Source organism: Oryzibacter oryziterrae, assembly GCF_021864535.1.
Lineage (GTDB): Bacteria > Pseudomonadota > Alphaproteobacteria > Rhizobiales > Pleomorphomonadaceae > Pleomorphomonas > Pleomorphomonas oryziterrae.
The window spans coordinates 224,712-250,480 of record NZ_JAKJIC010000001.1; the positions used below are offsets into that span (position 1 = coordinate 224,712).

Consider the following 25,769-nt stretch of genomic DNA (forward strand, 5'->3'; position numbering starts at 1 on the left):
TGCATCAAAGGTATGAGAAACTCGAAAGCGGAATGCCGCGTATCATTTTCACTGACACTCGGCATCAGAGATCGTGGCCTGAATAGGAGCAGTTGAACGACTTGTTGCAGAGCGGGAAGTCGGCAACGATGTTGTTCTCGATGACTGCTTCAAGGAGCGGCCACTGGAACACTGAGGCGTCGCGCAGATGAGCGGCGGCGAGACGACCGTCGGCCCCGAGCTTCACCCAGGCCATCACGTCGCCGCGGAAGGCTTCGGCAAGTGCGACGCCTTCACTGGGTTCGGACGCGGTTGGCAGGGCGACGGCTATCGGGCCGGAGGGAAGGCGCGTCAGGATCTGATCGATGAGCCCAAGGCTCTCGTTGACCTCGTCGATGCGGATCCAGACGCGCCCGTCCACGTCGCCGCTCTCCCGGACAGGAATGTTGAAGACGAGGTCCGGATAGGGCGCATATCCGGGCGCCTTGCGGGCGTCGAAGGTGAGGCCGCTCGCCCGGCCGACCGGGCCGCCGACGGCATATTGCCGGGCGAGGCCCGCGTCGAGCGTCCCGGTGCTGACGGTGCGGTTCTGCAGCGAGGCGGAGTTGTCGTAAAGCGAGATCAGTGCCGGGAAGGCGCTGCGGATGGCGGCGACGAGCTTGCGGATCGGAGCTGCGTCGGTGAGATCGACGGCGACGCCGCCGGGGATGACGCGATCCATCATCAGGCGGTGGCCGAAGGTTGCCTTGGCGGCGCGCAGGACCTGTTCGCGCAGCACGCCGCAATGGGCGAGCATCATGGCAAAGGCCGCGTCGTTGCAGATGGCGCCGATGTCCCCGAGGTGATTGGCGATGCGCTCAAGTTCGGCCATCAGGGCGCGCAGCCAGACGGCGCGCTCGGGGATAGCGAGGCCGAGGGCCGCTTCAACGGCGCGGGCGTAGGCGATCGAATAGGCGACGGTGCTGTCGCCGGAAACGCGGGCCGCGAGGCGGGCACCGTCGACAATGGACGCGCCGCGCAGGAGGGAGTCGACGCCCTTGTGGACATAGCCGAGGCGTTCTTCCAGGCGGACGACATGCTCGCCGTTGGCAGTGAAGCGGAAATGGCCGGGCTCGATGATGCCGGCGTGCACGGGGCCGACGGCGATCTGGTGCATGGGCACGCCTTCGGCGGCGCGGAAGGCATAGGCGTCCCCATCGGCGGCGACGGCCGTGGCGGCGCCCAAGGGATGGCGGACACCCCAGCGGCCCTGATCGAGCCAATCGCGATCGTCGGGGCACCCCTCAGGGACGAGGCCGTGGAGCTCGCGGATGACGCGTTCGGGGCGCAGGGCCGGCGGATGGGTGAGGCCGACCGAGGGAAAAGTGCCGTCGGTCGTTGCAAGCGATAGCACGACGGACTGGCCGTCGGCGGGATCGCGCAGCGCCATATGCACGGTGCCGGCGTCGCCGGCCCAGAGGGCGACGAGCGACACCTCGCCGGCGCCAAGGCCGAGCGTGGCGGCGCGCCAGGTATCGGCATCGACCGCGAGGCCGGGCCAGGGGCGGAGTGCCGTGCGGTGGATAGCCTGTTCGATGAGGGAGGAGACCAGGGACATGGCGGCTTATCCCAGCATGCGGGCCACGTTCTCGAACCAGGCGACCAGCGGGGCTGGCAGGAAGATGCCGGCGGTCAGGACGAGAAGCAGGTGGATGAAGAGGGGGACCATGGACGGCTGACGGCCGGCGTCGCCGACAGAGGCGCTGGGCGGGCCGAAGGCAATGCCGATCAGCCGCCAGGTCAGGGCGCCGAAGGCGATCAGAAGGCCGAAGACCAGGGGGATGGCCAGCAGCGGCTCCCGGGCGAAGGTGGAGCTGACGATGAGGTATTCGCTCATGAACACGCCCATGGGCGGCAGGCCGACGATGGCGGCGACGCCGATCACCAGCCCCCAGCCGAGCCTGGGATGGCTCTCGGTGAGGCCGCGGATGTCGGAGAGTTTCTGCGTGCCCTTCACCTGGGCGATCTGGCCGACGGCGAAGAAGATCGCGGATTTGGTGAGGCTGTGCATGGTCATGTGCAACAGGCCGGCGAAGTTGGCGAGCGGTCCGCCCATGCCGAAGGCGAAGCTGATGATGCCCATGTGCTCGATGGAGGAATAGGCGAACAGACGTTTGATGTCGCGGCGCAGGTAGAGCATGAAACCGGCGAAGATCAGCGACACCAGGCCGAGCGTCACCATCAGAGGTCCCGGCGCGACGGCGAGCGGGTTGGCAGCCAGAAGCATCTTGAAGCGCAGGAGCGCGTAGAGAGCCACGTTGAGCAGCAGGCCCGACAGCACGGCGGAGATGGGCGTGGGGCCTTCGGCGTGGGCATCGGGCAGCCAGGCGTGCAAGGGGGCAAGGCCGACCTTGGTGCCATAGCCGAGCATCAGGAAGACGAAGGCGACGTTGAGCAGCTCGGGGCTGAACTTGTCGGCATTGGCGACCAGCGCTGTCCACACCATGGCGTCATGGCCTTCGCCGATTACCGGGCGGGCGGCCATGTAGATGAGGATGGTGCCGAAGAGGGCGAGCGCGATGCCGACCGAACCGAGGATGAAGTATTTCCAGGCGGCTTCCAGGGCAGCCTGCGTGCGGTAGAGGCCGACCATCATGACGGTGGTGAGTGTTGCCAGCTCCACCGCCACCCACATCAGGCCGATGTTGTTGGCGGTCAGCCCGAGGTTCATGGCGAGGCTGAGGATCTGGTACATGCCGTGGTAGAAGCGCAGGTAATGCGGCTTCAGGCGGCCGATCTCCAGCTCGTGCCCGATGTAGCTGGCGCTGAACACCGAGGTGGTGAGGCCGACGAAGGTGCCGAGCACGACGAAGACGATGTTGAGATCGTCGACGAAGAGATAGCCGGCGCCGGGGGCCGGGCGTTCGATCAACAGCGTCAGGGCGAAGAGGAAGGTTGTGCCCGACGCCAGCATGTTGATCCAGGCGCCGAGGCGGTAGCTCGACACCAGGAGCAGGATCAGCGCGGCGGTGGCGGGGACCGCCAAGAGGGCGTTGATGGGGGCAAAGGGCAGCATGTGCAGAAAGGCGGTCATTCCCGGCCCTCCCGGAAATCGTCGAGAGCCTGGGTGTCGACGGTGTCGAAGCGCTCGCGGATGCGGAACAGGAAGACGCCGATGACGATGAAGGCGACCAGCACGGAGAAGGCGACGGAGATCTCCACCACCAGCGGCATGCCCTTGGCGCCGGTGGCGGCGAGGATCAGGCCGTTTTCAAGGCTCATGAAGCCGATGATCTGGCTGACGGCATTCTGGCGGGTGACCATCATCAGCAGGCCGAGCAGGATCACCGACAGGGCGAGTGCCAGATCCTCGCGGGCGATCGGATCGGCCTCGGCGGCGGCGGGCAGCATCACCACCATGGACAGGGCGACCAGCACGATGCCCATGAGCATGGTGGGGCCGATGCCGCCGACGGTTTCGATCTCGCGGTGAATGCCGAGGCGGACCACCATGCGATGCAGCGCCCAGGGTATGCCGATGGCCTTGAGGCCGAAGGCGATGGCGGCGGTGATGTAGAGATGCGGCGCGTCCTGGATATAGGCCTGCCAGCTGACCGATAGCGTGAGCACGACGGCGTGGGCGGCGAAGACGTTGATCAGGCCGAGGATGCGGTCCTGATAGAGCATCATGAAGCTGACGAGCACCATGCCGCCGGCGAACATGTGGGCCGCGTCGAGGGAGAAATGCTGCATCAGAAGCTCCTCGAGACGAACAGCAGCAATGTGCCGAGGAAGCCGAGCATCAAGGCGCCGCCGAGGAATTCCGGCGCGCGGAAGACACGCATCTTGGCGATGGAGGTTTCGAAGACCACCATCAGGAAGCCCCCGATGGCGATCTTGGCGAGATAGGTGACGGCGCCGAGCAGCAGGTAGAGGATGCCGTCATCAGGCTGGGCGATGCCCCAGGGCACGAAGATGCAGGCGATCATCGAGATGTACAGCAGCAGCTTCAGCGCGGCGGCCAGCTCGATGACGGCCAGGTGCCGGCCGGAGTATTCGAGGATCATCGCCTCGTGCACCATGGTGAGTTCGAGGTGCGTGGCGGGGTTGTCGACGGGGATGCGCGCATTTTCGGCCAGCGCCACGATGATCAGGCCGATCAGCGCCAGACCGAGCGACACGCGCAGCGAGGTGTGCGTCACCATGAAGGTGGCGACCTCGGACAACTGGGTGGAGCCGGCCACCAGCGCCACGGTGAAGATGATCATGATCATCGCCGGTTCGGCCAGCGTGGCGAACAGCATCTCGCGGCTCGACCCGATACCGCCGAAGCTGGTGCCGATGTCCATGCCGACGAGGGCGAGGAAGAAGCGCGAGGAGCCGAGCAGGGCGGTGATGGCGATGAGATCGGCCGCCCAGCTGAAATGCAGATTGGCCGCAAAGGTGGGCACCAGGGCTGCTGCGACCCAGGTGGTGGCAAAGATCATGTAGGGCGCATTGCGGAACAGCCAGGAGGCATTGTGCGCCAGCACCGCCTCCTTGCGGACCAGGCGCAGCAGGTCATAGTAGGGCTGCAGCACCGGTGGCCCCTGGCGGCGCAGCAAATGCGCCTTGATCTTGCGGGTGAAACCGATCAGGCCCGGCGCCAGCACCAGGACGAGGACCATCTGCGTGCCCTGCACGAGGAGATCGAGGATCAGGCCCATGTTGCCACCAGGAAAAGCAGGGCGACGAGCGCGGCGAAGACCAGGCTGAGATAGCTGCGGATCGTCAGGAATTGCAGGACGTTGAGCCTTTCGGCGGCGAACATCACCCAACCGGAAATGGGGGCGTAGAGGAAGTCCCAGACGAGATCGCGCAGGGTGACGGCGAGCGTTGCCGGCTTCGGATCGCCCGGGCGCGGCATGTGCGCATCCACCTTCAGGCGGAAGAACATCGGCCCGAAGACGCGGCGGATCGGCTGGGCGAAGCTGTCGGCGGTATACTGGGTGGCGGGATCGGCATTGGGGAAGCCGCAATCCCAAGGCGGCGCCCGGCGGACGGCGCGCGAGGCGAAATTGTGGATCACGCGGATGGCGATCCAGCTGGATGCCATGATGAAGCCGAAGACGAGGATGCCGCTATAGGAGCTGCGGCTCTCGTTGATGGGGATGATCGAGAGGAGCGGCATCAGCGGCTGCGTCGGCATGTGGCCGGCCACCAGGAAGGAGGTGACCGGTGACAGGCTGTCGATCAGCGGGCCGGGCAGGGTGCCGGCGAGGAGGCAGAGGCCGATCAGCAGCGACATGGCCTTGAGCGAGACCGGCTCGGCCTCGTGCGCTTCGCTGGCGGCGGTGCTGCGGGCGCGGCCGAGGAAGGTGACGCCGAAGGCGCGGACAAAGCAGCTGCCGGCCAGCGCGGCGGCGAGTGCCAGCATGGCGCCGGCCGCGGGCACCAGGAAGCGCAGCGCCCATTGCGGCAGGTCCGGGCTGAGCAGGATCGCCTGCAGCAGCAGCCATTCGGAGACGAAACCGTTGAGCGGCGGCAGGGCGGAGATGGCAACGCAGCCGCCCAGGAACAGATAGGCGGTCCGGGGCATGCGGTGGATGAGCCCACCGAGCTTTTCGATGTCGCGCTCGCCGGTGCCGACCAGCACGTTGCCCGCGCCAAGGAAAAGAAGGTTCTTGAACAGCGAGTGATTGAAGCAGTGCAGCAGCGCCGAGACGATGGCGAGCGAGGCGGCCGCGCCCATGCCATTGGTCTTGAAGGCAAGCGCCAGACCGATGCCGATGAAGATGATGCCGATGTTCTCGACCGTGGAATAGGCAAGCAGGCGCTTGAGGTCGCGCTGCATGACGGCCTGCAGAACGCCGAGCACGGCAGTGAGCGAGCCGAGCACCAGCAGCAGCACGGCCCACCACCATTGCGGCTGGCCGAGCAGCACGAAGACCACACGGATGAAGCCGTAGACGGCGACCTTTGTCATCACGCCGCTCATCAGGCCGGAGACATGGCTTGGCGCCGCCGGATGGGCGAGCGGAAGCCAGACGTGCAGCGGCACGAGACCGGCCTTCGAGCCGGCACCCAGCAGCATCAGCACCAGCACGGCGCCGGAAATCCAGTCGGGATGGGCGGCGGTCATGATGGCGGCGAAGGTGGCATCGCCGCTGGTGCCGGCGAGCAGGCCAAAGGCCAGCATCAACATCAGCGTGCCGAAACTGGCCATCAACAGATAGACATAGCCGGCCTTGCGGTTCTCGCCCTCGTGGTGATGGCTCATCACCAGCGCCCAGGAAGACAGCGACATGAACTCCCAGGACACCAGGAAACTGAAGGCATCGGCGGAGAGCAGGACAAGGTTCATGCCGGCGAGAAAGGCCGGATAGAAGGGCAGGACGCGGCCTGGCGCCTCTTCATGCAAGCCGTAGCCTAGGGCATAGAGGCTGGCGGCGACGCCGCCCAGATTGACGATGATCAGGAAGACCGCCGACAGCGAATCCAGCGAGAAATGCGCGCCGATCCACGGCAAGCCGATGGGCAGGACCTTCTGGCCCTGAAAATCGGCACCACCCAGAAGGGCAGCGATGCCGATGAGCAGCAGCAGGCCTGTCAGGATCAGGCTAGCTCCGTAGACCAATCGCGTTCCGAGCGGCTGCGGGCGCGCCGCCAAGGCGGGCGCAGCAGCGGAAACCGCAATCAAGCCGATCACGCACCAGAGCGCCACGGCAATCGCCATCTTGTCCTCGCGTCTGGATGGCCTATCTGAACCACATTGTCAAAAAGCTCTGACAAGTTGTTGCTCTGCCATCGATTTTCGGCTCGTTGGATCGAGCCTGTTGGAATGAAGCCGTCGGTCATTCAAGGGCCAACGGGCAAATGTGCAGGCCGACGGTTCGCGATCAGCAGCGTGCCTGTGGGCACGGTTTGACCGCATGAGCCAGCTGCGCCGGAGGACGGAGCCCGCAGGAGCCGGCCGGTATCCCCGGCAAAGGGGGTATGCACCCGATCAGGGTGCCTTCCAGGGTCTCGGCAGAAGCCGGCAAAGGCCGGTGGAAGTGCGCGGGAGACTCAGAATGTGAGTATAAGGATACCGCTTCGATGGAGCCTGCGGAAGCGGTAAAGCCAAAAAATACGACTTGTGCAAAAGGGGCGCCGCGAAGGATCTGCGGCGCCGGGATCGTTGTCAGCAGATGCGCGGCAGCTGTTCGCCGGAGAGCCAGTCGACGATGCGACCGCCGCCGAAGCCGGTGGTCATCTGGACGAAATGCTGATCGTCTTCAACCACTTCGCCGATGATGGCGGCATTCTCGCCGAGCGGGTGGGCGCGCATGGCTGCGAGCAGGGCATCGGCGGCTTCCGGCGCGACGACGGCGATCAGCTTGCCCTCGTTGGCGACGAAGAGCGGGTCGAGGCCGAGGAGTTCGCAGGCCGCCGCCACTTCCGGACGGACCGGGATGTCGTTCTCCGAGATGCGGAAGCCGACGTCGGACTGATGCGCCAGTTCGTTGAGCGTGGCCGCGAGGCCGCCGCGGGTGGGATCGCGCATCAGGCGGATGGCAGGCCCTGCGGTGGCCACCATGTCGGCGACCAGCGTGTGCAGGGCGGCGCTGTCGGAGACGATTTCCGTCTCGAAGGACAGGTTCTCGCGGCTCGACATGATGGCAACGCCATGGTCGCCGAGCGTGCCGGAGACCAGCACCTTGTCGCCGGGACGCGCCTTTTCGCCAGACAAAGCAATGCCTTCGGGCACGACGCCGACTCCTGCGGTGGAGATGAAGACGCCGTCGGCCTTGCCGCGCTCGACCACCTTGGTGTCGCCGGTGATCACGGGCACGCCGGCCTGGCGGCTGGCCTCGCCCATGCTGTCGGCGATGCGCTTCAGGTCGGCAAAGGGGAAGCCTTCCTCGATGATGAAGCTGGCCGAGAGGTAGAGCGGCTTGGCGCCGGCCATGGCCAGATCATTGACCGTGCCGTGCACGGCGAGCGAGCCGATGTCGCCGCCGGGAAAGAAGATCGGCGAGACCACATAGCCGTCGGTGGTCATGACCATGCGACTGCCGGCAGGGGTGGGAAAGCAGGCCTGATCGTTGCCCTGATCGAGCAGATCATTGGCAAGCGCCTCGCGGAAGATGCCGGAGATCAGATCGGCCATGGCGCGGCCGCCGGAGCCGTGGCTCATGTCGACCCGGCCGTTGCGAAGGTCGAGCTTGCGGCGGATGGTCTTTGATTTTACGGGCGAATTCATGACGCCCTCCGGGCGGTCTTCTGATGGTCGCGGAAGCGGCCGTAGGTCCAGTGGGCGGCGCAGGCGCCTTCCGACGACACCATACAGGCGCCCATGGGCGTCTCGGGTGTGCAGGCGGTGCCGAACAGGCGGCAATCGGAGGGGCGTTTCTGGCCGCGCAGGATGGCACCGCACTCGCAGGCCGGGTTGTCGGCAGCGACGATGGTGGTGGTGGCAAAGCGCTTTTCGGCGTCGTAGCTGGCGTAGGCGTCCTTGAGCTTCAGGGCGCTGACGGGCACCGCGCCGAGGCCGCGCCATTCGAAGCTCTCGCGCAGTTCGAACACCTCGTCGCAGAGATCCTGCGCGGCGACATTGCCCTCGCGGGTCACGGCGCGGATATACTGGTTCTCCACCTCGGAACGCTGCTCGTTGACCTGACGGACCAGCATCAGGATGGCGTGCATGACGTCGAGCGGTTCGAAGCCGGCGATGACCACGGGCTTGCGGTATTTCTCGGCAAACTCGTTGTAGGGCTCCATGCCGATGATGGTGGAGACGTGGGCCGGACCGACGAAGCCCTCGATGGCAATCGGCGCCTCGCCGGGGGCGGCGGGCATGTCGAGGATGGCGCGCATGGCCACCGGCGTCAGCACGTGATTGCAGTAAATCGAGAAGTTTTTCAGGCCCTTGGCCTCGGCGGCCTTGAGCGCGACGGCGGTCGGCGGCGTCGTGGTCTCGAAGCCGATGGCGAAGAACACTACCTCCCGCTCGGGATTGGCCTCGGCGATCTTCACCGCATCGAGCGAGGAATAGATCATGCGGATGTCGGCACCGGCGGCCTTGGCTTTCAGCAGGCTCTCGCCCTTGGCGCCTGGCACGCGCATCAGGTCGGCATAGGTGCAGAGTGTGATGCCCGGCCGCTTGGCGAGCGCGATGGCTTCCTCGATCTTGCCGACCGGCAGCACGCAGACCGGGCAGCCGGGGCCGTGGATCATGCGGACATTTTCCGGCAGCAGGTCTTCAAGGCCATAGCGGGAAATGGCGTGGGTGTGGCCGCCGCAGAACTCCATAAAGGCATAGGTGCGGTCGGGGCGGACCTCGGCGGCGATTGCCTTGGCAAGGTCGGCAGCGACGGCGCCATCGCGGTACTCGTCGACGTATTTCATCGCCGTCCCCCGGCGCTCAGGGCGAAATCGCGAGCTTCTGCAAGGAGTTCGAGGGTGCGCTTGGCCTCCTCGGGGTCGACACGGGACAGCGCGTGGCCCACGTGGACGATGACGTAATCGCCTACCTGAACGTTTTTGACGAGCAGGGTGGAGATGGTCATCTTCACGCCGTCGAGCGTGATCTTGGCCATGTTGTCGTCGAGGATTTCTGTCACCAGCGCGGGAACCGCAAGGCACATGTCAGGTCTCCAGCAATTGTTCCGATCGGGCCAGAACGGCCTGACCGAGGGATAGACCGCCATCGTTGGGCGGCAGTTTTCGCGCCAGAACGGGCTTCAGATTATCGTTGGTGAGACGGCGCGCCAAGCCCTCGGCGAGCGTCCGGTTCATGAGGCATCCGCCGCCGAGGGCGACGGTGTCGAGGCCGGAAAGCCTCGATATTTCAAGTGACAAGGCGGTGAGGCCATCGATCAGCGTGCCATGGAAGAGGTTGGCACCGGTGCGCGGATCGATGCGGTTCGCGACGAGATGGTGGAGCAGGGGGGCGAAGGAGAGGACGCCGCCCTCGAGGCTCCAGCCGCCGGCAAGGATCTCCGGGGCGTCGGCGAGGGCTTCGAGTTCCATGGCCGCCTGGCCCTCGTAATCCTGCACCTGCTTCAAGCCGAGGAGGCCGGAGACGGCGTCGAACAGGCGGCCGAGGGAGGTGGTGCGGGTGGGGTCCTGACCGGCGACAAGGCGTTTGGCCAGCGGTTCGGCGAGGGGGATAGCGGGAAAAAGGCGAGGGATTTCAGAGGTTAAGCCAAGGTCGGCGAGGAGGCCGACGGCCATGCGCCAGGGCTCGCGGGCGGCGCGGTCGCCGCCGGGGAGCGGCATGGGGGCGAGGTGACCGAGACGCTGCCAGCTAGTGCCTTGAAGTAAAAGCGCTTCTCCGCCCCAGGCGGTGCCGTCTGTGCCGAGGCCGTGGCCGTCGAGCGCGAGGCCGAGGAGGGGGGGAGAAACGTGATTTTCCGCAGAAATGGCGGCGATATGGGCGATGTGGTGCTGGATCCGGCAGAGGGGGAGGCCGAAGCTCTCGGCGAGCTGGGTGGAGCGGTAGTCGGGGTGGAGATCGCAGGCGATGCGTTCGGGCCGGACGCCGACGATGGCGGTCAGATGGTCTATGACCTCGCGGAAATAGCGGACGGTCTCGGCGCTGTCGAGGTCGCCAATATGTTGAGAAACAAAGGCTTCTCGTCCGCGCGTCAGCGTGACGGTGTTTTTGAGATGCGCGCCGACGGCGAGCGTGACGGGGCCGTCCTCGGCCAGCTCGATGGGCTCGGGCACATAGCCGCGCGCCCGGCGCAAGAGGGATGGGGCGCCTGAGATGACCTGCGCGACACTGTCGTCGGAGCGGGCGACAATGTCACGGTTATGACTCACGAGGAGGTCCGCAATGTCGCCCAAACGTCGCGCGGCGTCATCATCGTCGATCACCAGCGGTTCGCCGCCCGGATTGGCCGAGGTGGCGACGAGGATGACCGGGTTGGACGCCTCGGGATCGTGGCCGGCGATGCCCGTACGGCCAAGTTCGGCGAAGAGCAGGTGGTGCAGCGGCGCATAGGCGAGCATGACGCCGACGCGGGTGAGGTTGGGCGACAGCGAGGGGGCAAGCACGCCGGGGCGGGCCTGCATCAGGACGATCGGCCGGGCGACGGTTGCGGCCAGCGCGATCTCCTCCGGCGCGGCATCGGCCACATGGGGAATCGAGGCGCGGTTCTCGACCATGACGGCAAAGGGCTTGTACTCGCGCGCCTTGCGGTGACGCAGCGTGGCGACGGCGCTCTCGTTGCGGGCGTCGCAGACGAGATGGAAGCCGCCGATGCCCTTCAGCGCAACGATCTGGCCGGCGTGGATGGCCGCGGCGATTTCGCTGATCGGGTGGGAGAGGCGCGGCCCGCAGGCGGGGCAGGCGACCGGTTCGGCGTGGAAGCGGCGGTCGGTGACGTCGGTGTAGTCGGCTGCGCAGGCTTCGCACATGGGGAAGGCGGCCATGGAGGTCTGCCGCCGGTCGTAGGGCAGGGCGCGGGTGATGGTGTAGCGCGGGCCGCAGTGGGTGCAGTTGACGAAGGGATAGGAGAAGAAGCGGCTCTCGGGATCGAAGAGCTCGGCCAGACAGGCCGGGCAGGTTGCGGCGTCGGCGACGATGCGGGTGGTGGTGGGGCCGGCGAGGCTCTCGGTGATCCGGAAGGCGCTGTCGCCGGTGGCGGCCAGCGGCTCGACGCTGATGGCATCGATGCGGGCGAGCGGCGGCGCCTCGGCGGTCAGGGCAGCAAGGAAGCCATCGAGGTCGCGTCCCTCGACCTCGATGGTCACCCCGTCGGCGCCGTTGCGCACGAAGCCGGACAGTTGAAAGCGTGTGGCGAGGCGGTGCACATGCGGCCGCATGCCGACACCCTGCACGGCGCCGCTCACGCGGATGCGCCGGCGCTCGGGCATGAGGCTGGGCGTGGCCCGCAAGCTCATCGGCCGGCCCTCGACGCAGCCGGCGCGGACGGCGGAAGCCGCCGGACGTCGGACTGGGGAAGGGGCCAAAGGGCGAAGGGCATATGGGCTCCGGAGGCGCGGGATCGATGAACTGCTTCTCCTTCTAAAGGAAAGGCGGCGATCAATCTTTGTCTTAAGGCAAAACCGGATTGTCGGATGGCGGATTTTTGATCGGTAAAGACACGTAGTGCACTGATTCAGTCAGAGGATTCACCTCGAACGGTATTGCGTGCACTCGATTTTCTTGTTTGTGCAGCGACTTATCCAATCGGACTGGCCCTTGCGGGCCGTACCATCCGATTGGGTCGATGCACTGTGTCCTGAGGGGCAGGTCTGGATCTTGTGCGGGCATTGTCTATGCTGCCGGCACAGAAAAGGGAGCTGGCCGATGCGCGTGACCATCTACGGAATCAAGAACTGCAACACGATGAAGAAGGCCTTTGCCTGGCTGGACAGCGCCGGTGTGGCCTATGAGTTCCACGACTACAAGAAGCGCGGGGTTGAGGCCGAGAAGCTGCGCGAATGGGCGGGCAAGGTGGGCTGGGAGAAGCTGATCAACCGGGCCGGCACGACGTTCAAGGGCTTGGCCGAAGAGACCAAGGCCGGGCTCGACGAGGGCAAGGCGATCGGCTTGATGGCCGCGGGGCAGTCGATGATCAAGCGGCCGGTGGTGGAGGTGGACGGCGAGGTGATCGTGGGCTTCGACGAGGGGGCGTGGGGGATGCGGTGGGGGTGAGCTCACCGAAGATCGACGGGGCGACCGTGATCTGGCCCGGTACATGCCGACTGCTCATCAGTCTATTGGTGTGTTCACCTTTGCATTGATCCTCTGCCATCTTGATGGACGAGGTGGCTTGGACGCAAGAATGCGACGATGTACCGGGTCCGCGTTGGCGGATGACAAATTCAATCCACTCAGGATCTTTGCCAGCCTGGTGGAAGAAGGACCGTCACGATGGAAGATGGAAGGCCAACCCGAACATTCCTCTTTGGGGAAGCGTTCAAGCTGGGATTGACGTATCTGGTCCTGACGGCGCTGCTATTCGGCATATCAGCCATTTTCTCGGGATCACAGCCGAGCGAAACTGCTTCCGAAGGTTTCGTTGGGCACTCCGCAGTTGTCGTTCTCGTGTCCGGAGTGCTGTCATTCTCGATCATGTCGATTGCGGTCTGGCGATTCCGCGGAACCAGGATGATCTACAACATCATCGCCTGCTTCTTGATATCAGGGCTCGTCTCTGCCGCGGATTTCTTCCTGACCCGGGAGCTGTATGAAGTCCTCTATGCCGGGGACAATCTGGATTTCTCCATTTCCAGCAATATCAATGACTTGTTCATTTGCTGGGCCGGGTTCTTCGGCTGGTCCAGCGTGTTTCTGACGCTTCTCTACAGCTTCGACGTCAGGGACCGGGAACGCCGGTTGGCCGCGGTTCGCGAAGAGGCGCTGTCCGCGCAAATGCGGGCGCTGCGCTATCAGGTGAACCCGCACTTCCTCTTCAACACCCTCAACTCGATCGCCGGATTGATTGAAGGCGGCTCGGCAACGCGCGCCGAACGGATGGTGATCTCGCTGTCGCGGTTCCTCAGAACAACGCTGACGCTGGATCCGTTCCACGATGTCCGGCTGTCCGAGGAACTGGCGTTGCAGGAGGAATATCTCGAGATCGAGCATGAGCGGTTCTCGGATCGAATGACCTTTCATATCGACGTGCCGGACGACGTGCGTCAGGCGCTCGTGCCCAGCCTGATCCTCCAGCCGCTGATCGAAAATGCGATCAAGCATGGTGTGGGAGCGCTGGTCGGCACGGTCAACATCTCGCTCAACGCCCGGCGGGAGGCCGATCGGTTGCTGGTGACCGTCGAGAACGACATGCCGAGAGAAGCGGTCTGGCCGAAGCCGGTGGGTATGGGAGTGGGGCTGCGAAATGTCTCCGAACGCCTGCGCGCGCGGTTTCAGGATGACGGGAGATTGTCGGCAGGCCCTGCCGAGCCGGGGCTCTACCGGGCTACGCTGGATATGCCGTGGCGGGTGGGGTGAGGGGGCTGCTCGTCGTTAGGTCGCGCGCTTTGTCAAGGCCCAGTACAATGAACGAAGGTTAGAAGTGCAAGTTATCGTCACCGGCAGTCCCTTTGATTGGTATGAAGCAATCTGAGAACTCGAATCCATATGATCTTATGGTCTCGATGTTCTGTGGGGCGAACGGTCTGGCAACAAGTTCGTATTTTCCTGCTTGTTTCGATATCGCTTTATAAATGTCGGTCCAATCATAGATGAAAAGGCCTCTTTCGGCCAACTCCAGGAATGAACTATTGTCACCCTTGTCGGAAATCGTTTCTGCTTGAGTATGCTTGGGAAGTGAACAGATTTCTTCCTCAGCACGCTGAGGATCGAACTTCACATCATCCAAGGCGGCCGTCGGAATTGGGCCGGCGCCTGCAGTGATAAAAGCGGCGACGTGCCCATTTTTGTCGACGCCCAGCCATAGACAATCGATTCCAGAATAGTCTCGACGCTTGGTCATTTTACCGCCTAGTCGCCCCATTTGTTCCGACGGAACTCGGTTGCCTGACCTCACGCCCTTTTGCCGTGCCTTCAGAAGCAGTCAGTCAGCAAGTTTCTCCCGTTAGAATATAACCTATGGATGTGGTACTGCCAGATGAAAATGACGGTGTGTTCGAGGCCACCGGGTTTGCAAGAGAGGCCATGATGTCCGATGGTGCTGTGAAACTGAGCAAGTTCGTCAGTTACATTCTGAGACACAAGCCCGAGTCCATAGGCTTGGTGCTGGATGCCGAGGGCTGGGCGCGGATTGATGAACTGCTCGAAAAGGGTAACGCCAGTGGTGTGTCCTTCGGTCGGGATGAGCTTCTCGAACTGGTCGCCAACAGTGACAAGAAGCGGTTCTCGCTCTCGGAAGACGGGCTGCGGATTCGGGCGGCGCAAGGCCATTCCGTGGAGGTCACACTCGGGCTTGAGGCGCGGGAGCCGCCGTCGGTGTTGTATCATGGGACGGCGACACGCTTTCTCGATGCCATCCTTGTTAAAGGGCTGACACCGCAATCACGGCAGCAAGTGCATCTGTCTGTCGATGTGGCGACGGCAACCAAAGTGGGGCAGCGTCATGGCAAGCCGGTGGTGCTTGTGGTTGGGGCGCAGCAGATGTTTGCGAAGGGCTTCAGGTTTTTTCAGGCGGACAACGGCGTGTGGTTGACCGACCACGTGCCGCCGCAATTCCTGAGGTTTGGCGAGACCGGCGAGGCTTAGGAACCGGCAGGCGGCAGAGGACTTTGAGCGGATAGCCAAGGCCCAATCCAGATCTTGGGCGCCTTACGAGGAGATCACTTGAGACATTGAGGATCGGCGGCAAGGCCGCACATGTTCTTTTTGCCAATAAGACTGATCAAATTCTTTCGGGCAGACTCGAAATTCTCATACTCTGCATCAAGGATAAAACCGAAAAGTCTTGCGCCAACTGTAGAAACACATTTCTCAAGGTTCTCCTGGCTTATTCCAGAGTTCATTAGGATTTCGGCGTGTGTTGGGGCGAACGATTCGAGAAAGGCCTTACCACCAATCGCATAGGCGCAGTCAGGAATCTTGCCCGCAGATTCCTGAAGCAATGGCATATCGCTTTGAAAGCTGCCGGTGAGCTGGACGTTGTGGAGGTCGACAGCGTGCTGCAATACAACATTCTTGTCGCGGTAGATCACGACGGGAATCGCGAATCCTTGCGAGAAATCAGGTGATTTCCAGCGCTCTTCAAGAAGACTGTCAAAATACGACTTTATAAAGTCACCCTCATAATTGATCTTGAGCAGCTTTATGCCTGAAGGGGGGACCGTCAGTCGAAACTTGCCATTGTATTTGTCAACGACCACTCGGCTGTCGAAAGGTGAGTTGGTGATTTGATGTTCGCTATTGACCGAGCCAAAATGGGAGCCCCGAAAATGCGATACTACGATGACTGAGGCAATAGATATTGCAAACGTCAGGAGGGGCGGCAAGTTGCGCTTCAAGGTAGATATCCAAGTGTCACCATCAATAATTGTACTGCCGCCTGGTGAAAATGTCGAGGGCATCGAGCCGTTGGTGAGCGGTGTTTCGTCGAGTGTTCGTATCGCGAAAATGGTGGTGGTGACCTCTTTCGAACTGAAAAACATGAATTAAGTCATTTAGTTCCCGCGAGAATGGTGACAGGAACGCCGGCTAGCGCCGTCGATCCCGTCACCGGCCTTCGTTGAGCCTTGTGGGCGGCTCGTCTCACTCTGCAGCCAGGGCGCGCTTCAGTCGCCTCAGGATCACGCCTCGGGCCTTGGCGTCGGCGGCTTTGGCGAGTTCGGCGTGGATGTCGATGAGGAGGGACTGGACGTCGTTGTGCCAATCCATGCGGCCGGCGTGGACGGGGTCGATGCGCGGCGGCGGGGCGGTTTCGGAGATGTCGACGGCCTCAGAGCGGGTGAGGCGGAAGGCGCTGTCGAGGCGGGGTTGCAGGATCTTTTCGCGCGGCAGGAACTCGGCGAGGCGCTGGCGCAGGCCTTCGAGGGCGGGGTCTTCGCCGTGGATCATGAAGACGCCGGCGGCGACCGGCTGGCGCTTTTTCACCCAGGTTGCGAGCTCGGGGCCGTCGGCGTGGCCCGAGTAGAGGTCGAGCTTGCGGATGCGGGCGCGTACCTGGATGTCGTCGCCCTGGATGCGGACCTGCTGGGCGCCCTCGTCGAGCAGGCGGCCGAGGGTGCCGGCGGCCTGGTAGCCGACGAGGAGGACGGTGGCCTCCTCGCGCCAGAGCCAGTTGCGCAGGCGGTGCCGGATGCGGCCGGCCTCGCACATGCCGCTGGCGGCGATGACGATGTGGAAGCCGCGCTGGTTGTCGAGCGCCTTGGATTGCTCCAGCGTCTGGGTGAAGTGGACGTTGTGCGAGCGCATGGCGCGGCCGAGCATCTCGCCATGCTCGAGATCCCAGGCGTGCTTCTGGAACACATGGCTGGCGCGGTCGGCCAGCGGGGAATCGATGAAGATGGGCGTGGCGGGCAGCTCGTCGCGGTCCATCAGCGAGACGAGGTCGGTGAGCAGCTCCTGGGTGCGTTCGACGGCGAAGGAGGGGATGAGCAGGACACCGCCGGGGTTGATGGCGGCCTTCACCTCGGCGCGGAGCGAGCCGCGGCGGCGCTTGTCGTCGACCTCCTGCCGGTCTGTGTCGCCATAGGTGCTTTCGGTGATGATGTAATCGAGGGCGGCGGGGCCTTCGGGGTCGCGTTCCAGCAGCTTGTTGTCCGGGCCGATGTCGCCGGAGAACAGGAGCTTCAGCGGTTCGCCCTGCAGCCCGACCTGGAGTTCGATGGAAGCGGAGCCGAGCAGATGCCCGGCGTTCCACAGGCGGAAGCGGATGCCCGGTGCGGCCTCGAGCCAGGTTCCGAGCGGGACCGAGCGGAACAGGCGCAGGGCGGCGACCACATGGGTCTGATCGTAGATCGGCGTGACCTCGGCGCGGCCGCGGCGGCGGTTGCGATGGTTGAGGTTCTCGACCTCGAACTCCTGGATATGGGCGGAATCGGGCAGCATCACCGCGCAGAGGTCGGTGCTGGCGGAGGTGGTGAAGATGGGGCCGGTGAAGCCATCCTTGACCAGCTTGGGGATCAGGCCGGAATGGTCGATATGGGCGTGGGTGAGGATCAGGGCGTCGATGGCGCGGGGATCGAAGGGGAAGGGGCGGTAGTTGAGCTCCTTCTCGGTCTTGGAGCCCTGGAACATGCCGCAATCGATCAGCACCCGGTGGCCGGCGAGCTCGACCATGTGGCAGGAGCCGGTGACGCATTCGGCGGCACCGTGAAAGCGGAGGATCGGCTGGTCGGTCATCATTGTGCTCCTGACGTGGCCCTCGCGCTTATCAAGCATGCGAGACCTTGCATTTCAATTGACGGCAGGCGGGATGCGGGGGCTTGCTGATGCGAGGCTCCGGGAGAGGTGGAGGCCGTACGAAGATATACGTGGAATGAACCTTTAATGTATCAGGATGTAACAATAGATTACAAAGGCGTACATGGCATAAATTGAACGCTTTCTCGGCCGGCCTATATGCAAGTCATGGGCTGGGATGCGAAGTGCCGAAAATGAAATGATCGGCTTCCTTGATCCCGGTGGTGCCAAGACTGGCACCGATACTTGAGAAGGAGGCTATCATGTCACTCAGCAAAACTTCCGTCGCCGTCATCGCCGTTGTCGCAACACTTGCGACGGTGGGTATCGGGCATGCGATCGCGCAACAGGGACCGGGCACCGGCTATGGCCTCGGCATCGGCCAGCTGATCGGCTGGGGACCGGGGAATGGTCAGGGCATGAAGGGCGGCCAGGGCATGATGGGCGGCCAAGGCATGATGGGCGGTCAGGGAATGGGCAAGGGCATGGGGCAGGGCGCGGCGATGAATGAACGCGGTCGCTTCAAGGACATCGACGCCAATCAGGACGGCATGCTGCAGCTCAGCGAGATGACCGACAATGCCGAAGGCGTGTTCGCCGCCATGGATGGCGACAGCAGCGGCGACATCACCAGGGAAGAATACATGGCGCTCAGGCTCGGCCCGCAGGACGGCATCAATCCGTTGATGCAGAGCTACATGCAGAGCCAGAAGGAGGCGCGCTTTGCGCCGCTGGACAAGGACGGCAATGGCAAGGTGAGTCATGACGAGTTTGTCGGCGGCATGACGGCGCGCTTCACCGCGGCCGACGCCGACAACAGCGGCGCGCTGACGCGGCCGGAAATGCGCGCCATGCGTTGACCTCCCGGTCGGACGAAAATCGGCGGGACGGCCTTGAAAGAGGCGCGTTCCGCCGATTTGCTATGGCGGTGATTCCGACTGCAAGGAGACCGAGATGACCGGCTGGATCGACGCGGCGTTGCCTTATGCGAGGCTCTGGCTGGACTATCAGGTAGCGGCGACGCAACTGCCCGGCTGCGCGGTGGCCGTGGTGCGCGAGGGCGAGGTGATCGGCAACTGGGCCTTCGGGCTGGCCGACCGCGAGAGTGGCGAGGCGATGACGACCGACCACCGCTTCCGTGTGGCGTCGCATTCCAAATGCTTCACGGCGACGGCCATTCTGAAGCTGCGCGAAGAGGGGCGGTTGCATCTCGACGACGCCGTGGGCGTGCATGTGCCAGGTCTTGCGCCGGACGTGGCGACGATGACGCTGGAGCAACTGCTGAGCCATGGCTCCGGCCTGCATCGGGACGGGCGGGACGCGTCCTTCTGGATCAGCGAGACGGCTTATCTCGACAAGGCGGGGCTCAGGGCTGAGTTGCAGGACGCGGCGACGCTGCCGACGGACAGCCGGTTCAAATATTCCAACATCGGCTTTTCGTTGCTGGGCGAAGTGATCGAAGCGATCACCGGCGAGAGCTATGGGCGCTGGGTGCAGCGGGAAATCGTGGAGCCGCTGGGGCTGACGGCGATCGTGCCGGATCTGCCGCTGGCGGACGGTACGCCGATGGCGGTGGGCTATAGTTCGGCGATGCCGGCGGGACGCAAGCCGCTCGACGCGCGCATGTCGACACGGGCGATGGCGTCCGCGACGGGCTTTATCAGCACGGCGGCAGATCTGGCGCGCTTCTTCGGGGCGCTGGCGCCGGAGGCCGAGCGGAGCGTGCTGTTGCCGGCGAGTCGCCGGGACATGATCCGTGCCCGCTGGATGATGCCCGAGCTTGGCGCCGGGCGCGGCTATGGCCTCGGCGTGGTGCTGTCGCAGGTGGCCGGCCAGGCGGCCTTCGGCCATTCGGGCGGTTTTCAGGGCTTCATCACCCGGACGATCTCAGTACCGGCGTGGAAGCTGACGGTGTCGGTGCTGACCAATGCCATCGACGGACCGGCCGCCCCGCTGGCGGAAGGCTTGCTCGGGATCTTCGCCAAGTTTCAGGAATGGGGACCGCCGGAGCCGGAGGTCGCGGACTGGTATGGACGCTGGTGGTCGCTGTGGGGCGCGCAGGATCTGGTGCCCATGGGCAACCGGGTGCTGGTGGCCGATCCTGCCGGCTTCGAACCTTTTGCGCTGGCGGCAGAGCTGGAGATCCATGACGCGACGTCGGGACGGGTCGCCAAGGCTGCGCCTTACGACAATCACGGGGAACCCGTGGCACGCCAGTTGGGTGCGGACGGCAAGGCGAGCCTGTTGCGGCTGGGAGGCATGACGCTGAAGCCGCAATCGCCGCTTCTGTGACGGGCGACCACTGGCGGCAGTCAACCAGTGTCGCCACCTTCGCGGCAGAGGTCGCCCAGGCGGTCGATGGCGCGGAGGAGGCGGGGCGTGATCTCGTTGGCGGCGTTGAGGCGGATGTGGTGGCGGTAGCCGTTGCCGGGCGAGAAGATGACGCCGGGGCTGACGGTGATGCCCTCGGCCAGCGCCCGGGTGTGCAGGGCCAGCGTGTCGACGGTGGGCGGCAGTTCGATCCAGAGCAGATAGCCGACGGGCGGCAGCGAAAAGCGCGTGCCCTCAGGAAAGCGCTCGGCGACGCGGTTGGCGATGGCGCGCAGGCTGAGGCGGATCCGCTCCTTCAGCCGCCGCAGGTGGCGATCATAATCGCCGGAGGCGAGATAGGCGGCCAGCGCGGCTTCGACGACGGGCATGCCGGCGAGGCTTTCCTCAAGGCGCAGCTGCAGGATGGTCTGGTGATAGCGGCCGCCGGCAATCCAGCCGATGCGCCAGCCGGGCGCCAGCGTTTTCGACGGCGAGCCGCAGTAGATGACGGAGCCGTCGGGATCGAGGGCCTTGGCGGCGGGCAAGCGCTGGCCATCGCCGGAGAGGTCGCCATAGGCGTCGTCCTCGATCAGTGGAATGCGATGGCGGACGCAGAGCGTGACGAGGGCCTGCCGCGCCTCGGCGGGCATGCAAGCACCGAGGGGATTCTGCACGGACGGAGACGCGACCACGGCGGCGGGCCGGTGGCGCTCAATGGCGTCGGCGAGGGCGTCTGGCAACAGGCCGGTTTCGGGATCGGTGGGGATTTCGAGCGCACGCAGGCCGAGGCTTTCCAGGAGCATCAGCAGGCCGAAATAGGCCGGCGATTCCACGGCGACGATGTCGCCGGCGCGGCAGGTTGCCCGCAAGGCGAGGCGCAGGGCCTGGGTGGTGCCGTCGGTGACGGCAATCTCGTCGGCGTTGAAATGGGCGCCCCAGCCGGCGGCTCGCCGGGCCAGCTGCTGGCGCAGATCGAGCCGGCCGGGCGGCGGTGAATAGGTCTGCGATTGCGGGCCGAGCCGGCGTGCGGTGGCGGCCAGGGTGCGGTCAAGGTCCACCGTGGGCAACCATGCGGGGTCAGGCAAGGCCGCGCCAAGTGGAATGGAAGCGCCGCCGAAGCCGCCATAGATGGAGCGGGCGAGGGCCGCCATGGTGACCGGCTGCGGGGCACTGGGCGGGCGCGAGGCGGCGGGCGGAACGGGATCGAGGCTGCGAACGAAGAAGCCGGAGCGTTCGCGCGCGACAATCAGGCCATCCGCTTCGAGTTGACGAAGAGCCTCCATGGCGGTGGGCAGGCTGACGGCTTCGCGCGTGGCGAGCTTGCGCACGGAGATGACGCGGTCGCCGGGCCGCAGGGCGCCGGAGACAATGGACTGCTGCAAGGTGGCGGCGATGGCGCGGTAGCGAGCGAGGTCGGTCATCTGTACAGGGGGATTTTGCGTCTGTCTGGTTCTACAGATGGGGCACAAGTCGGGCTATTGCGTCAAGCGCCAACTGTGGATGGGAGACAAGATCATGCAGGCACAGGCGTTTACGCTGGAGCGATATCTGAAGCGGGTCGGGCTCGACGCAGCTCCGCCGGTGACGGTCGACGGGCTGACGCAGCTGATGCGGGCCCAGCTCAAGACGGTGACCTTCGAAAATCTGGACGTGCAAGCGGGCAAGGGCGTGTCGCTCGACCCCGAGGCGATCGCCACCAAGATCCTCAATCATCGGCGCGGTGGCTATTGCTATGAAGTGAATGGGCTTTTCTCCATGGCGCTGACAGCGCTGGGCATCGGCTATCGCTTCGTGGCGGCGCGGCCGATGTTCTATCCGATGCGGCGGCCGCGCACGCATATGGCGCTGGTGGCGACGGTGGAGGGGCGGGATTTTCTCAGCGATCTCGGCTTCGGCAACTACGGCCTGCGCGCGCCGATCGCGCTGGACAGCCTGGGCGGCGAGGTGGTGCAGGATGGCGATCGCTTCCGGCTGACGCGCGGCGATGACGGTTTCCTGACGCTGGCGGCCTGGGCGAACGGCACCTGGGTGAACCAATATGCCTTCGATCTGTCGCCGCAGGAGTGGATCGATTTTGCGCCGGCCAACTACCTCAACTCGACGCATCCGGACACGATCTTCGTGCAGAAGCTGGTGGCGATCCGCCAGCATGCGGGTGGGCGCTACACGCTGTTCGGCAGCGAGTTGACGGTGCTGGACCGCGGCGAGACCACCAGGCGCGAGATTGCGCCTGGCGAACGAGCCGGAGTGCTGCGCGATCTGTTCGATCTGGACGTGCCGGCGGCGCTTTGCTGATCAGAGAACCAGGGCCATGGCAAAGCCGTCCCATCCCTTGGCGCCGACGGTCTGCAAGGCCGTGGCACTGAGGCGGGGATTGGCGGCGATGTCATCGAAGAAGCGCCGGATGCCCTGGACGCGGGCGTCCGGATAGTCGGGGTCGACGACGGCGCCGTCGCGCACCACATTGTCGCCGATGATCAGGCTGCCGGGGCGGGTGAGGCGCAAGGCCCATTCCAGATAGGCGGGATTGTTGGGCTTGTCGGCGTCGATGAAGACGAGGTCGAAGGGGCCGAGCGCTTCGGCTTCGATGGCGGGCAAGTGATCGAGTGCCGGGCCGACGCGCAGGTCGATCAGATGGGTAAGGCCGGCGCGGGCGATGTTGCCGCGAGCGACCTCAGCATGGCGTGGCTCGGCTTCGAGGGTCACGAGGCGACCGCCATCTGGCAAGGCGCGGGCGAGCCAAATGGTGCTGTAGCCACCCAAGGTGCCGATCTCGAGGATGCGGCGCGCGCCGATGGCGAGGGCGAGCAACTGCAGGAACTTGCCCTGTGGCGGCGAGACATCGTGGGCGGGCAGGCCGGCCTTTTGATTGGCGCTCAGCGCGGCGTCCAGAGCGGCATCAGCGGGGATGAGCTGATCGGTGATGTAGGTGTCGACTGCCGTCCAGTGTTTGCCGTTCATCGTGCGCCTCCTCTTGCGGACGGTTCCATGATGGCTGGCAAATGTGACGTTCGTTCGTTGTTGCCGATGACGGCCCGATAGACGAAAGGCCCGGCATCGCCTCTGCGACACCGGGCCTTTCAGGAAGAGTGGCGTGATCCAAGTATCAGCGCAGCTTGTTCTTCACGTTGGTGAAGGTATTGGCGATACCCGAGCCAAGGCTGGTGGCGGCGGTGATGATGGCGACGGCGATCAGCGACGCGATGAGGCCGTATTCGATTGCGGTGGCGCCGGCTTCATCATTGGCAAAACGGATGGCAAGAGCTTTCATGTCAATCTTCCTATGGGGTTGGTGCTATACATTTGCTTCGGTCCTGTAACTTGCAATGTAGGCGACAACTCTCAGTATGATCTTAATGTGTAGCGGACAAATGTGTTAAATTGCATAAACTCTGAAGCAAATGCGCCTCATGTTTGATCGAACATTAATATGCATGAGACCAGGCAGTTGATTTTTCCTTGTTATATATTGGAAGCGGCAAGTATCATTCGTTGTTATGGTGCAACTACAGGCAATATTGTGTAACTTATTTGCAATAAGGGCGCTCCAGCGCAATGGCGATGGAGCGCCCAACTTGTCCTTGAAGGTCAGGCCAGCCAGGTGGCGAGATCGTCGAGCGCGCGCTGGCAGATGGCCTGACGCTTGGCGATGGTTTTCTCGTTGCCGCGCAGGCGCTTGCCGGGCTCCTTGGGGACTTCCACGGCGGGGAAAAGGCCGAAGTTGACGTTCATCGGCTGGAAGGAACGGGGGCCGGAGCCCTCTTCGGCGGAGAGGTGGCCGCCGGTGATGTGGCCGAGCAGCGCGCCGAAGGCGGTTGTGGGTGGCGGCAGGCTGACGTCCTGTCCGAGACGCTCGGCAGCGGCGAAGCGTCCGGCGAGCAGGCCGATGGAGGCCGATTCCACATAGCCCTCGCAGCCAGTCACCTGGCCGGCAAAGCGCAGGCGCGGGGCGGCCTTGAGGCGCAAGGTGGCATCCAGCAGACGCGGGCTGTCGAGATAGGTGTTGCGGTGCAGGCCGCCGAGGCGGGCGAACTCCGCCTTCTCGAGGCCGGGAATCATGCGGAAGATGCCGGTCTGCACGCCGTATTTCAGCTTGGTCTGGAAACCGACCATGTTGTAGAGCGTGCCGAGCGCGTTGTCCTGGCGCAGCTGGACGATGGCGTGCGCCTTCACCGTCGGGTTATGCGGATTGGTGAGGCCGACGGGCTTCATCGGGCCATGGCGCAGGGTCTCGCGGCCGCGTTCGGCCATCACCTCGATCGGCAGGCAGCCGTCGAAATAAGGAGTCTTCTCGAACTCCTTGAACTCGGTCTTCTCGCCGGCGATCAGGGCGTCGACGAAGGCTTCATACTGGTCGCGGTCGAGCGGGCAGTTGATGTAGTCGGCGCCGGTACCGCCGGGGCCGGTCTTGTCGTAGCGCGACTGGAACCAGGCCTTGTCCATGTCGATCGTGTCGAAGTGGACGATGGGGGCGATGGCGTCGAAGAAGGCGAGCGACTGGGCGCCGGTCAGCTCGCGGATGGCCTGGGCGAGCGGCTCTGAGGTGAGCGGACCGGTGGCGACGATGACGTTGCCCCACTCCTCCGGCGGCAAGCCGGCGATTTCACCGGTCTCGACGGTGATCAGCGGATGCGACCGGATGGCCTCGGTGACGGCGGCGGCAAAGCCTTCGCGGTCGACGGCAAGTGCGCCGCCGGCGGGAACCTGGTGCTTGCCGGCGCAAGACATGATCAGCGAGCCGGCGCGACGCATTTCCTCATGCATCAGGCCGACGGCGTTGTTCATGTGATCGTCGGAGCGGAAGGAGTTGGAGCAGACGAGCTCGGCGAGCTGGTCGGACTGGTGCGCCTCGGTGCGTCGCACGGGGCGCATCTCGTGCAGGACGACGGGGATGCCGCGGGAAGCGATCTGCCAGGCGGCTTCAGAGCCGGCAAGGCCACCGCCGATGACGTGAATGGGGGAAGAGGAATTTTCAGACATGCCGATGCTGTAATCGGCGCGCGGACTTTGGGCAAGGGAGAAGCGGGTTTGCCTTTGGTTTCGCCCGCGACGGGTCAGGTGAAACTCGGGGCGATCAGCACGCAGAGGCAGAGCTGGGCAATGGCGATCAGGGGCAAGAGCACGAGCACGCGTTTGACGGGCGATTCAGTCGCGTAGATAGCGATGGCGCCGATGAAGAACGCAGCCGGTATGCTCATTGCGGAGGCGACGAAATAGGCCGGCCCGAAACCGTGGGCATAGGGCGAGTCATAAGCCATCATCGAGAAGATCGACAGATAGCCGGTGATGACCGCGAGCAAGAGGTAAAGGATGGCCAGGACGTGACGCATGCGCAGCCCCAAGGTGAAGGCCTGGGCGATGGTAGCTGTCGATTGTAAAGAAATGGCATGCGACTGGCGGCAGGCCAAAAATGCAAACGCTCACCGGGGGAGGAGATCCGGTGAGCGTTGCGATTTTCTGCAGTCGGCGCGGGAGGAGGATGCGCCGCTGCAGCTATGCCACGATGCGGGAGGAGGATGCATCGTGGAGGCTCGCAGCGAGGGAGGAGGAACGCTGCGGCCCGACCGAACCGGCCCCAGGGAGGAGGAGGGGGCTGGGCTCGGTATTCTGTACTCTGGCGAAGATGGCCCCTGGGAGGAGGAGTGGGGCACCTTCGCCTTACTTGAAAAGGTGGGGGAGGAGATCCACCTTTTCA

The 25,769-nt window shown here is 64.4% G+C and carries 23 protein-coding genes; 6 read left to right on the forward strand and 17 right to left on the reverse strand.

Annotated elements, in window-relative coordinates; all coding sequences use genetic code 11:
* Positions 1-64: 64 nt before the first annotated feature.
* From L2I41_RS01035 to hypF, 9 genes are all read right to left on the reverse strand, one after another.
* The gene (locus L2I41_RS01035) at positions 65-1,576 is read right to left on the reverse strand and encodes a hydrogenase large subunit (protein ID WP_237151640.1); all 1,512 of its coding nucleotides are present in this window, start codon (positions 1,574-1,576) and stop codon (positions 65-67) included.
* Between the two features lie 6 nt (positions 1,577-1,582).
* Complete coding sequence (locus L2I41_RS01040; protein WP_237151641.1) at positions 1,583-3,052, reverse strand: hydrogenase 4 subunit F; 1,470 nt, start codon at positions 3,050-3,052, stop codon at positions 1,583-1,585.
* The gene (locus L2I41_RS01045) at positions 3,049-3,711 is read right to left on the reverse strand and encodes a hydrogenase-4 component E (protein ID WP_237151642.1); all 663 of its coding nucleotides are present in this window, start codon (positions 3,709-3,711) and stop codon (positions 3,049-3,051) included. The genes L2I41_RS01040 and L2I41_RS01045 overlap by 4 nt, the downstream gene beginning before the upstream one ends.
* Complete coding sequence (locus L2I41_RS01050; protein ID WP_237151643.1) at positions 3,711-4,664, reverse strand: respiratory chain complex I subunit 1 family protein; 954 nt, start codon at positions 4,662-4,664, stop codon at positions 3,711-3,713. The genes L2I41_RS01045 and L2I41_RS01050 overlap by 1 nt, the downstream gene beginning before the upstream one ends.
* Positions 4,655-6,673 (reverse strand): hydrogenase 4 subunit B, encoded by a 2,019-nt coding sequence (gene hyfB, locus L2I41_RS01055; protein ID WP_237151644.1) that lies wholly within the window; start codon positions 6,671-6,673, stop codon positions 4,655-4,657. The genes L2I41_RS01050 and hyfB overlap by 10 nt, the downstream gene beginning before the upstream one ends.
* Before the next feature lie 447 nt (positions 6,674-7,120).
* Entirely contained in the window at positions 7,121-8,182 is a 1,062-nt protein-coding gene (hypE, locus tag L2I41_RS01060) for a hydrogenase expression/formation protein HypE (RefSeq protein ID WP_237151645.1), read from the reverse strand.
* Positions 8,179-9,327 (reverse strand): hydrogenase formation protein HypD, encoded by a 1,149-nt coding sequence (gene hypD / locus L2I41_RS01065; RefSeq protein ID WP_237151646.1) that lies wholly within the window; start codon positions 9,325-9,327, stop codon positions 8,179-8,181. The genes hypE and hypD overlap by 4 nt, the downstream gene beginning before the upstream one ends.
* Positions 9,324-9,566 carry a HypC/HybG/HupF family hydrogenase formation chaperone gene (locus L2I41_RS01070; protein WP_237151647.1) on the reverse strand — a complete coding sequence of 81 codons (243 nt, stop codon included), beginning with the start codon at positions 9,564-9,566 and terminating at the stop codon, positions 9,324-9,326. Before L2I41_RS01070 ends, hypD begins: the two co-directional genes overlap by 4 nt.
* Before the next feature lies 1 nt (position 9,567).
* The gene (gene hypF / locus L2I41_RS01075) at positions 9,568-11,829 is read right to left on the reverse strand and encodes a carbamoyltransferase HypF (protein WP_237151648.1); all 2,262 of its coding nucleotides are present in this window, start codon (positions 11,827-11,829) and stop codon (positions 9,568-9,570) included.
* A 409-nt stretch (positions 11,830-12,238) separates the two neighbouring features.
* On the opposite strand from hypF, the gene L2I41_RS01080 reads away from it, so the two are divergent.
* Both L2I41_RS01080 and L2I41_RS01085 read left to right on the forward strand, forming a co-directional pair.
* Positions 12,239-12,586, forward strand: coding sequence for an arsenate reductase (locus L2I41_RS01080; protein ID WP_237151649.1), 348 nt, complete (start codon positions 12,239-12,241; stop codon positions 12,584-12,586).
* A gap of 219 nt (positions 12,587-12,805) precedes the next feature.
* A complete protein-coding gene (locus L2I41_RS01085; RefSeq protein ID WP_237151650.1) occupies positions 12,806-13,888 on the forward strand; it encodes a sensor histidine kinase in 1,083 nt (360 codons plus the stop codon).
* 58 nt (positions 13,889-13,946) lie between these two features.
* Here L2I41_RS01085 and L2I41_RS01090 read toward each other — a convergent pair whose 3' ends face one another.
* The gene (locus L2I41_RS01090) at positions 13,947-14,372 is read right to left on the reverse strand and encodes a hypothetical protein (protein WP_237151651.1); all 426 of its coding nucleotides are present in this window, start codon (positions 14,370-14,372) and stop codon (positions 13,947-13,949) included.
* Between the two features lie 185 nt (positions 14,373-14,557).
* On the opposite strand from L2I41_RS01090, the gene L2I41_RS01095 reads away from it, so the two are divergent.
* Complete coding sequence (locus L2I41_RS01095; RefSeq protein WP_237151905.1) at positions 14,558-15,115, forward strand: RNA 2'-phosphotransferase; 558 nt, start codon at positions 14,558-14,560, stop codon at positions 15,113-15,115.
* A gap of 74 nt (positions 15,116-15,189) precedes the next feature.
* On the opposite strand, the gene L2I41_RS01100 is transcribed toward L2I41_RS01095, so the two are convergent.
* A complete protein-coding gene (locus L2I41_RS01100; protein WP_237151652.1) occupies positions 15,190-16,011 on the reverse strand; it encodes a hypothetical protein in 822 nt (273 codons plus the stop codon).
* Positions 16,012-16,111: 100 nt separating this feature from the next.
* The gene (locus tag L2I41_RS01105; protein ID WP_237151653.1) at positions 16,112-17,704 is read right to left on the reverse strand and encodes an MBL fold metallo-hydrolase RNA specificity domain-containing protein; all 1,593 of its coding nucleotides are present in this window, start codon (positions 17,702-17,704) and stop codon (positions 16,112-16,114) included.
* Positions 17,705-18,027: 323 nt separating this feature from the next.
* On the opposite strand from L2I41_RS01105, the gene L2I41_RS01110 reads away from it, so the two are divergent.
* Both L2I41_RS01110 and L2I41_RS01115 read left to right on the forward strand, forming a co-directional pair.
* A complete protein-coding gene (locus L2I41_RS01110; RefSeq protein ID WP_237151654.1) occupies positions 18,028-18,624 on the forward strand; it encodes an EF-hand domain-containing protein in 597 nt (198 codons plus the stop codon).
* Between the two features lie 94 nt (positions 18,625-18,718).
* Positions 18,719-20,056, forward strand: coding sequence for a serine hydrolase domain-containing protein (locus L2I41_RS01115; RefSeq protein ID WP_237151655.1), 1,338 nt, complete (start codon positions 18,719-18,721; stop codon positions 20,054-20,056).
* A 20-nt stretch (positions 20,057-20,076) separates the two neighbouring features.
* Here L2I41_RS01115 and L2I41_RS01120 read toward each other — a convergent pair whose 3' ends face one another.
* Positions 20,077-21,495, reverse strand: a complete 1,419-nt coding sequence (locus L2I41_RS01120) for an aminotransferase-like domain-containing protein (RefSeq protein WP_237151656.1) — start codon at positions 21,493-21,495, stop codon at positions 20,077-20,079.
* 37 nt (positions 21,496-21,532) lie between these two features.
* Between L2I41_RS01120 and L2I41_RS01125 the strand changes: the two genes are divergently transcribed.
* Positions 21,533-22,369 carry an arylamine N-acetyltransferase family protein gene (locus tag L2I41_RS01125; RefSeq protein ID WP_237151657.1) on the forward strand — a complete coding sequence of 279 codons (837 nt, stop codon included), beginning with the start codon at positions 21,533-21,535 and terminating at the stop codon, positions 22,367-22,369.
* On the opposite strand, the gene L2I41_RS01130 is transcribed toward L2I41_RS01125, so the two are convergent.
* The 4 genes from L2I41_RS01130 to L2I41_RS01145 form a co-directional block, all read right to left on the reverse strand.
* Positions 22,370-23,035 carry an O-methyltransferase gene (locus tag L2I41_RS01130; protein WP_237151658.1) on the reverse strand — a complete coding sequence of 222 codons (666 nt, stop codon included), beginning with the start codon at positions 23,033-23,035 and terminating at the stop codon, positions 22,370-22,372.
* A 145-nt stretch (positions 23,036-23,180) separates the two neighbouring features.
* Positions 23,181-23,345 carry a Flp family type IVb pilin gene (locus L2I41_RS01135; RefSeq protein ID WP_237151659.1) on the reverse strand — a complete coding sequence of 55 codons (165 nt, stop codon included), beginning with the start codon at positions 23,343-23,345 and terminating at the stop codon, positions 23,181-23,183.
* 317 nt (positions 23,346-23,662) lie between these two features.
* A complete protein-coding gene (gene trmFO / locus L2I41_RS01140) occupies positions 23,663-25,054 on the reverse strand; it encodes a methylenetetrahydrofolate--tRNA-(uracil(54)-C(5))-methyltransferase (FADH(2)-oxidizing) TrmFO (protein WP_237151660.1) in 1,392 nt (463 codons plus the stop codon).
* Positions 25,055-25,128: 74 nt separating this feature from the next.
* The gene (locus tag L2I41_RS01145) at positions 25,129-25,404 is read right to left on the reverse strand and encodes a hypothetical protein (RefSeq protein ID WP_237151661.1); all 276 of its coding nucleotides are present in this window, start codon (positions 25,402-25,404) and stop codon (positions 25,129-25,131) included.
* Positions 25,405-25,769 lie beyond the last annotated feature (365 nt).

Coding starts and splice junctions, on each gene's coding strand:
- L2I41_RS01110 (WP_237151654.1), top strand. CDS start 18,028: ATGTCACTCAGCAAAACTTCCGTCGCCGTCATCGCCGTTGTCGCAACA.
- hypD (WP_237151646.1), bottom strand. CDS start 9,327: ATGAAATACGTCGACGAGTACCGCGATGGCGCCGTCGCTGCCGACCTT.
- hyfB (WP_237151644.1), bottom strand. CDS start 6,673: ATGGCGATTGCCGTGGCGCTCTGGTGCGTGATCGGCTTGATTGCGGTT.
- L2I41_RS01085 (WP_237151650.1), top strand. CDS start 12,806: ATGGAAGATGGAAGGCCAACCCGAACATTCCTCTTTGGGGAAGCGTTC.
- L2I41_RS01080 (WP_237151649.1), top strand. CDS start 12,239: ATGCGCGTGACCATCTACGGAATCAAGAACTGCAACACGATGAAGAAG.
- L2I41_RS01045 (WP_237151642.1), bottom strand. CDS start 3,711: ATGCAGCATTTCTCCCTCGACGCGGCCCACATGTTCGCCGGCGGCATG.
- L2I41_RS01100 (WP_237151652.1), bottom strand. CDS start 16,011: ATGTTTTTCAGTTCGAAAGAGGTCACCACCACCATTTTCGCGATACGA.
- L2I41_RS01125 (WP_237151657.1), top strand. CDS start 21,533: ATGGGGCACAAGTCGGGCTATTGCGTCAAGCGCCAACTGTGGATGGGA.
- L2I41_RS01135 (WP_237151659.1), bottom strand. CDS start 23,345: ATGAAAGCTCTTGCCATCCGTTTTGCCAATGATGAAGCCGGCGCCACC.
- L2I41_RS01050 (WP_237151643.1), bottom strand. CDS start 4,664: ATGGGCCTGATCCTCGATCTCCTCGTGCAGGGCACGCAGATGGTCCTC.
- L2I41_RS01070 (WP_237151647.1), bottom strand. CDS start 9,566: ATGTGCCTTGCGGTTCCCGCGCTGGTGACAGAAATCCTCGACGACAAC.
- L2I41_RS01115 (WP_237151655.1), top strand. CDS start 18,719: ATGACCGGCTGGATCGACGCGGCGTTGCCTTATGCGAGGCTCTGGCTG.
- L2I41_RS01095 (WP_237151905.1), top strand. CDS start 14,558: ATGTCCGATGGTGCTGTGAAACTGAGCAAGTTCGTCAGTTACATTCTG.
- L2I41_RS01130 (WP_237151658.1), bottom strand. CDS start 23,035: ATGAACGGCAAACACTGGACGGCAGTCGACACCTACATCACCGATCAG.
- hypE (WP_237151645.1), bottom strand. CDS start 8,182: ATGAATTCGCCCGTAAAATCAAAGACCATCCGCCGCAAGCTCGACCTT.
- trmFO (WP_237151660.1), bottom strand. CDS start 25,054: ATGTCTGAAAATTCCTCTTCCCCCATTCACGTCATCGGCGGTGGCCTT.
- L2I41_RS01090 (WP_237151651.1), bottom strand. CDS start 14,372: ATGACCAAGCGTCGAGACTATTCTGGAATCGATTGTCTATGGCTGGGC.
- L2I41_RS01040 (WP_237151641.1), bottom strand. CDS start 3,052: ATGACCGCCTTTCTGCACATGCTGCCCTTTGCCCCCATCAACGCCCTC.
- L2I41_RS01035 (WP_237151640.1), bottom strand. CDS start 1,576: ATGTCCCTGGTCTCCTCCCTCATCGAACAGGCTATCCACCGCACGGCA.
- hypF (WP_237151648.1), bottom strand. CDS start 11,829: ATGAGCTTGCGGGCCACGCCCAGCCTCATGCCCGAGCGCCGGCGCATC.
- L2I41_RS01120 (WP_237151656.1), bottom strand. CDS start 21,495: ATGACCGACCTCGCTCGCTACCGCGCCATCGCCGCCACCTTGCAGCAG.
- L2I41_RS01145 (WP_237151661.1), bottom strand. CDS start 25,404: ATGCGTCACGTCCTGGCCATCCTTTACCTCTTGCTCGCGGTCATCACC.
- L2I41_RS01105 (WP_237151653.1), bottom strand. CDS start 17,704: ATGACCGACCAGCCGATCCTCCGCTTTCACGGTGCCGCCGAATGCGTC.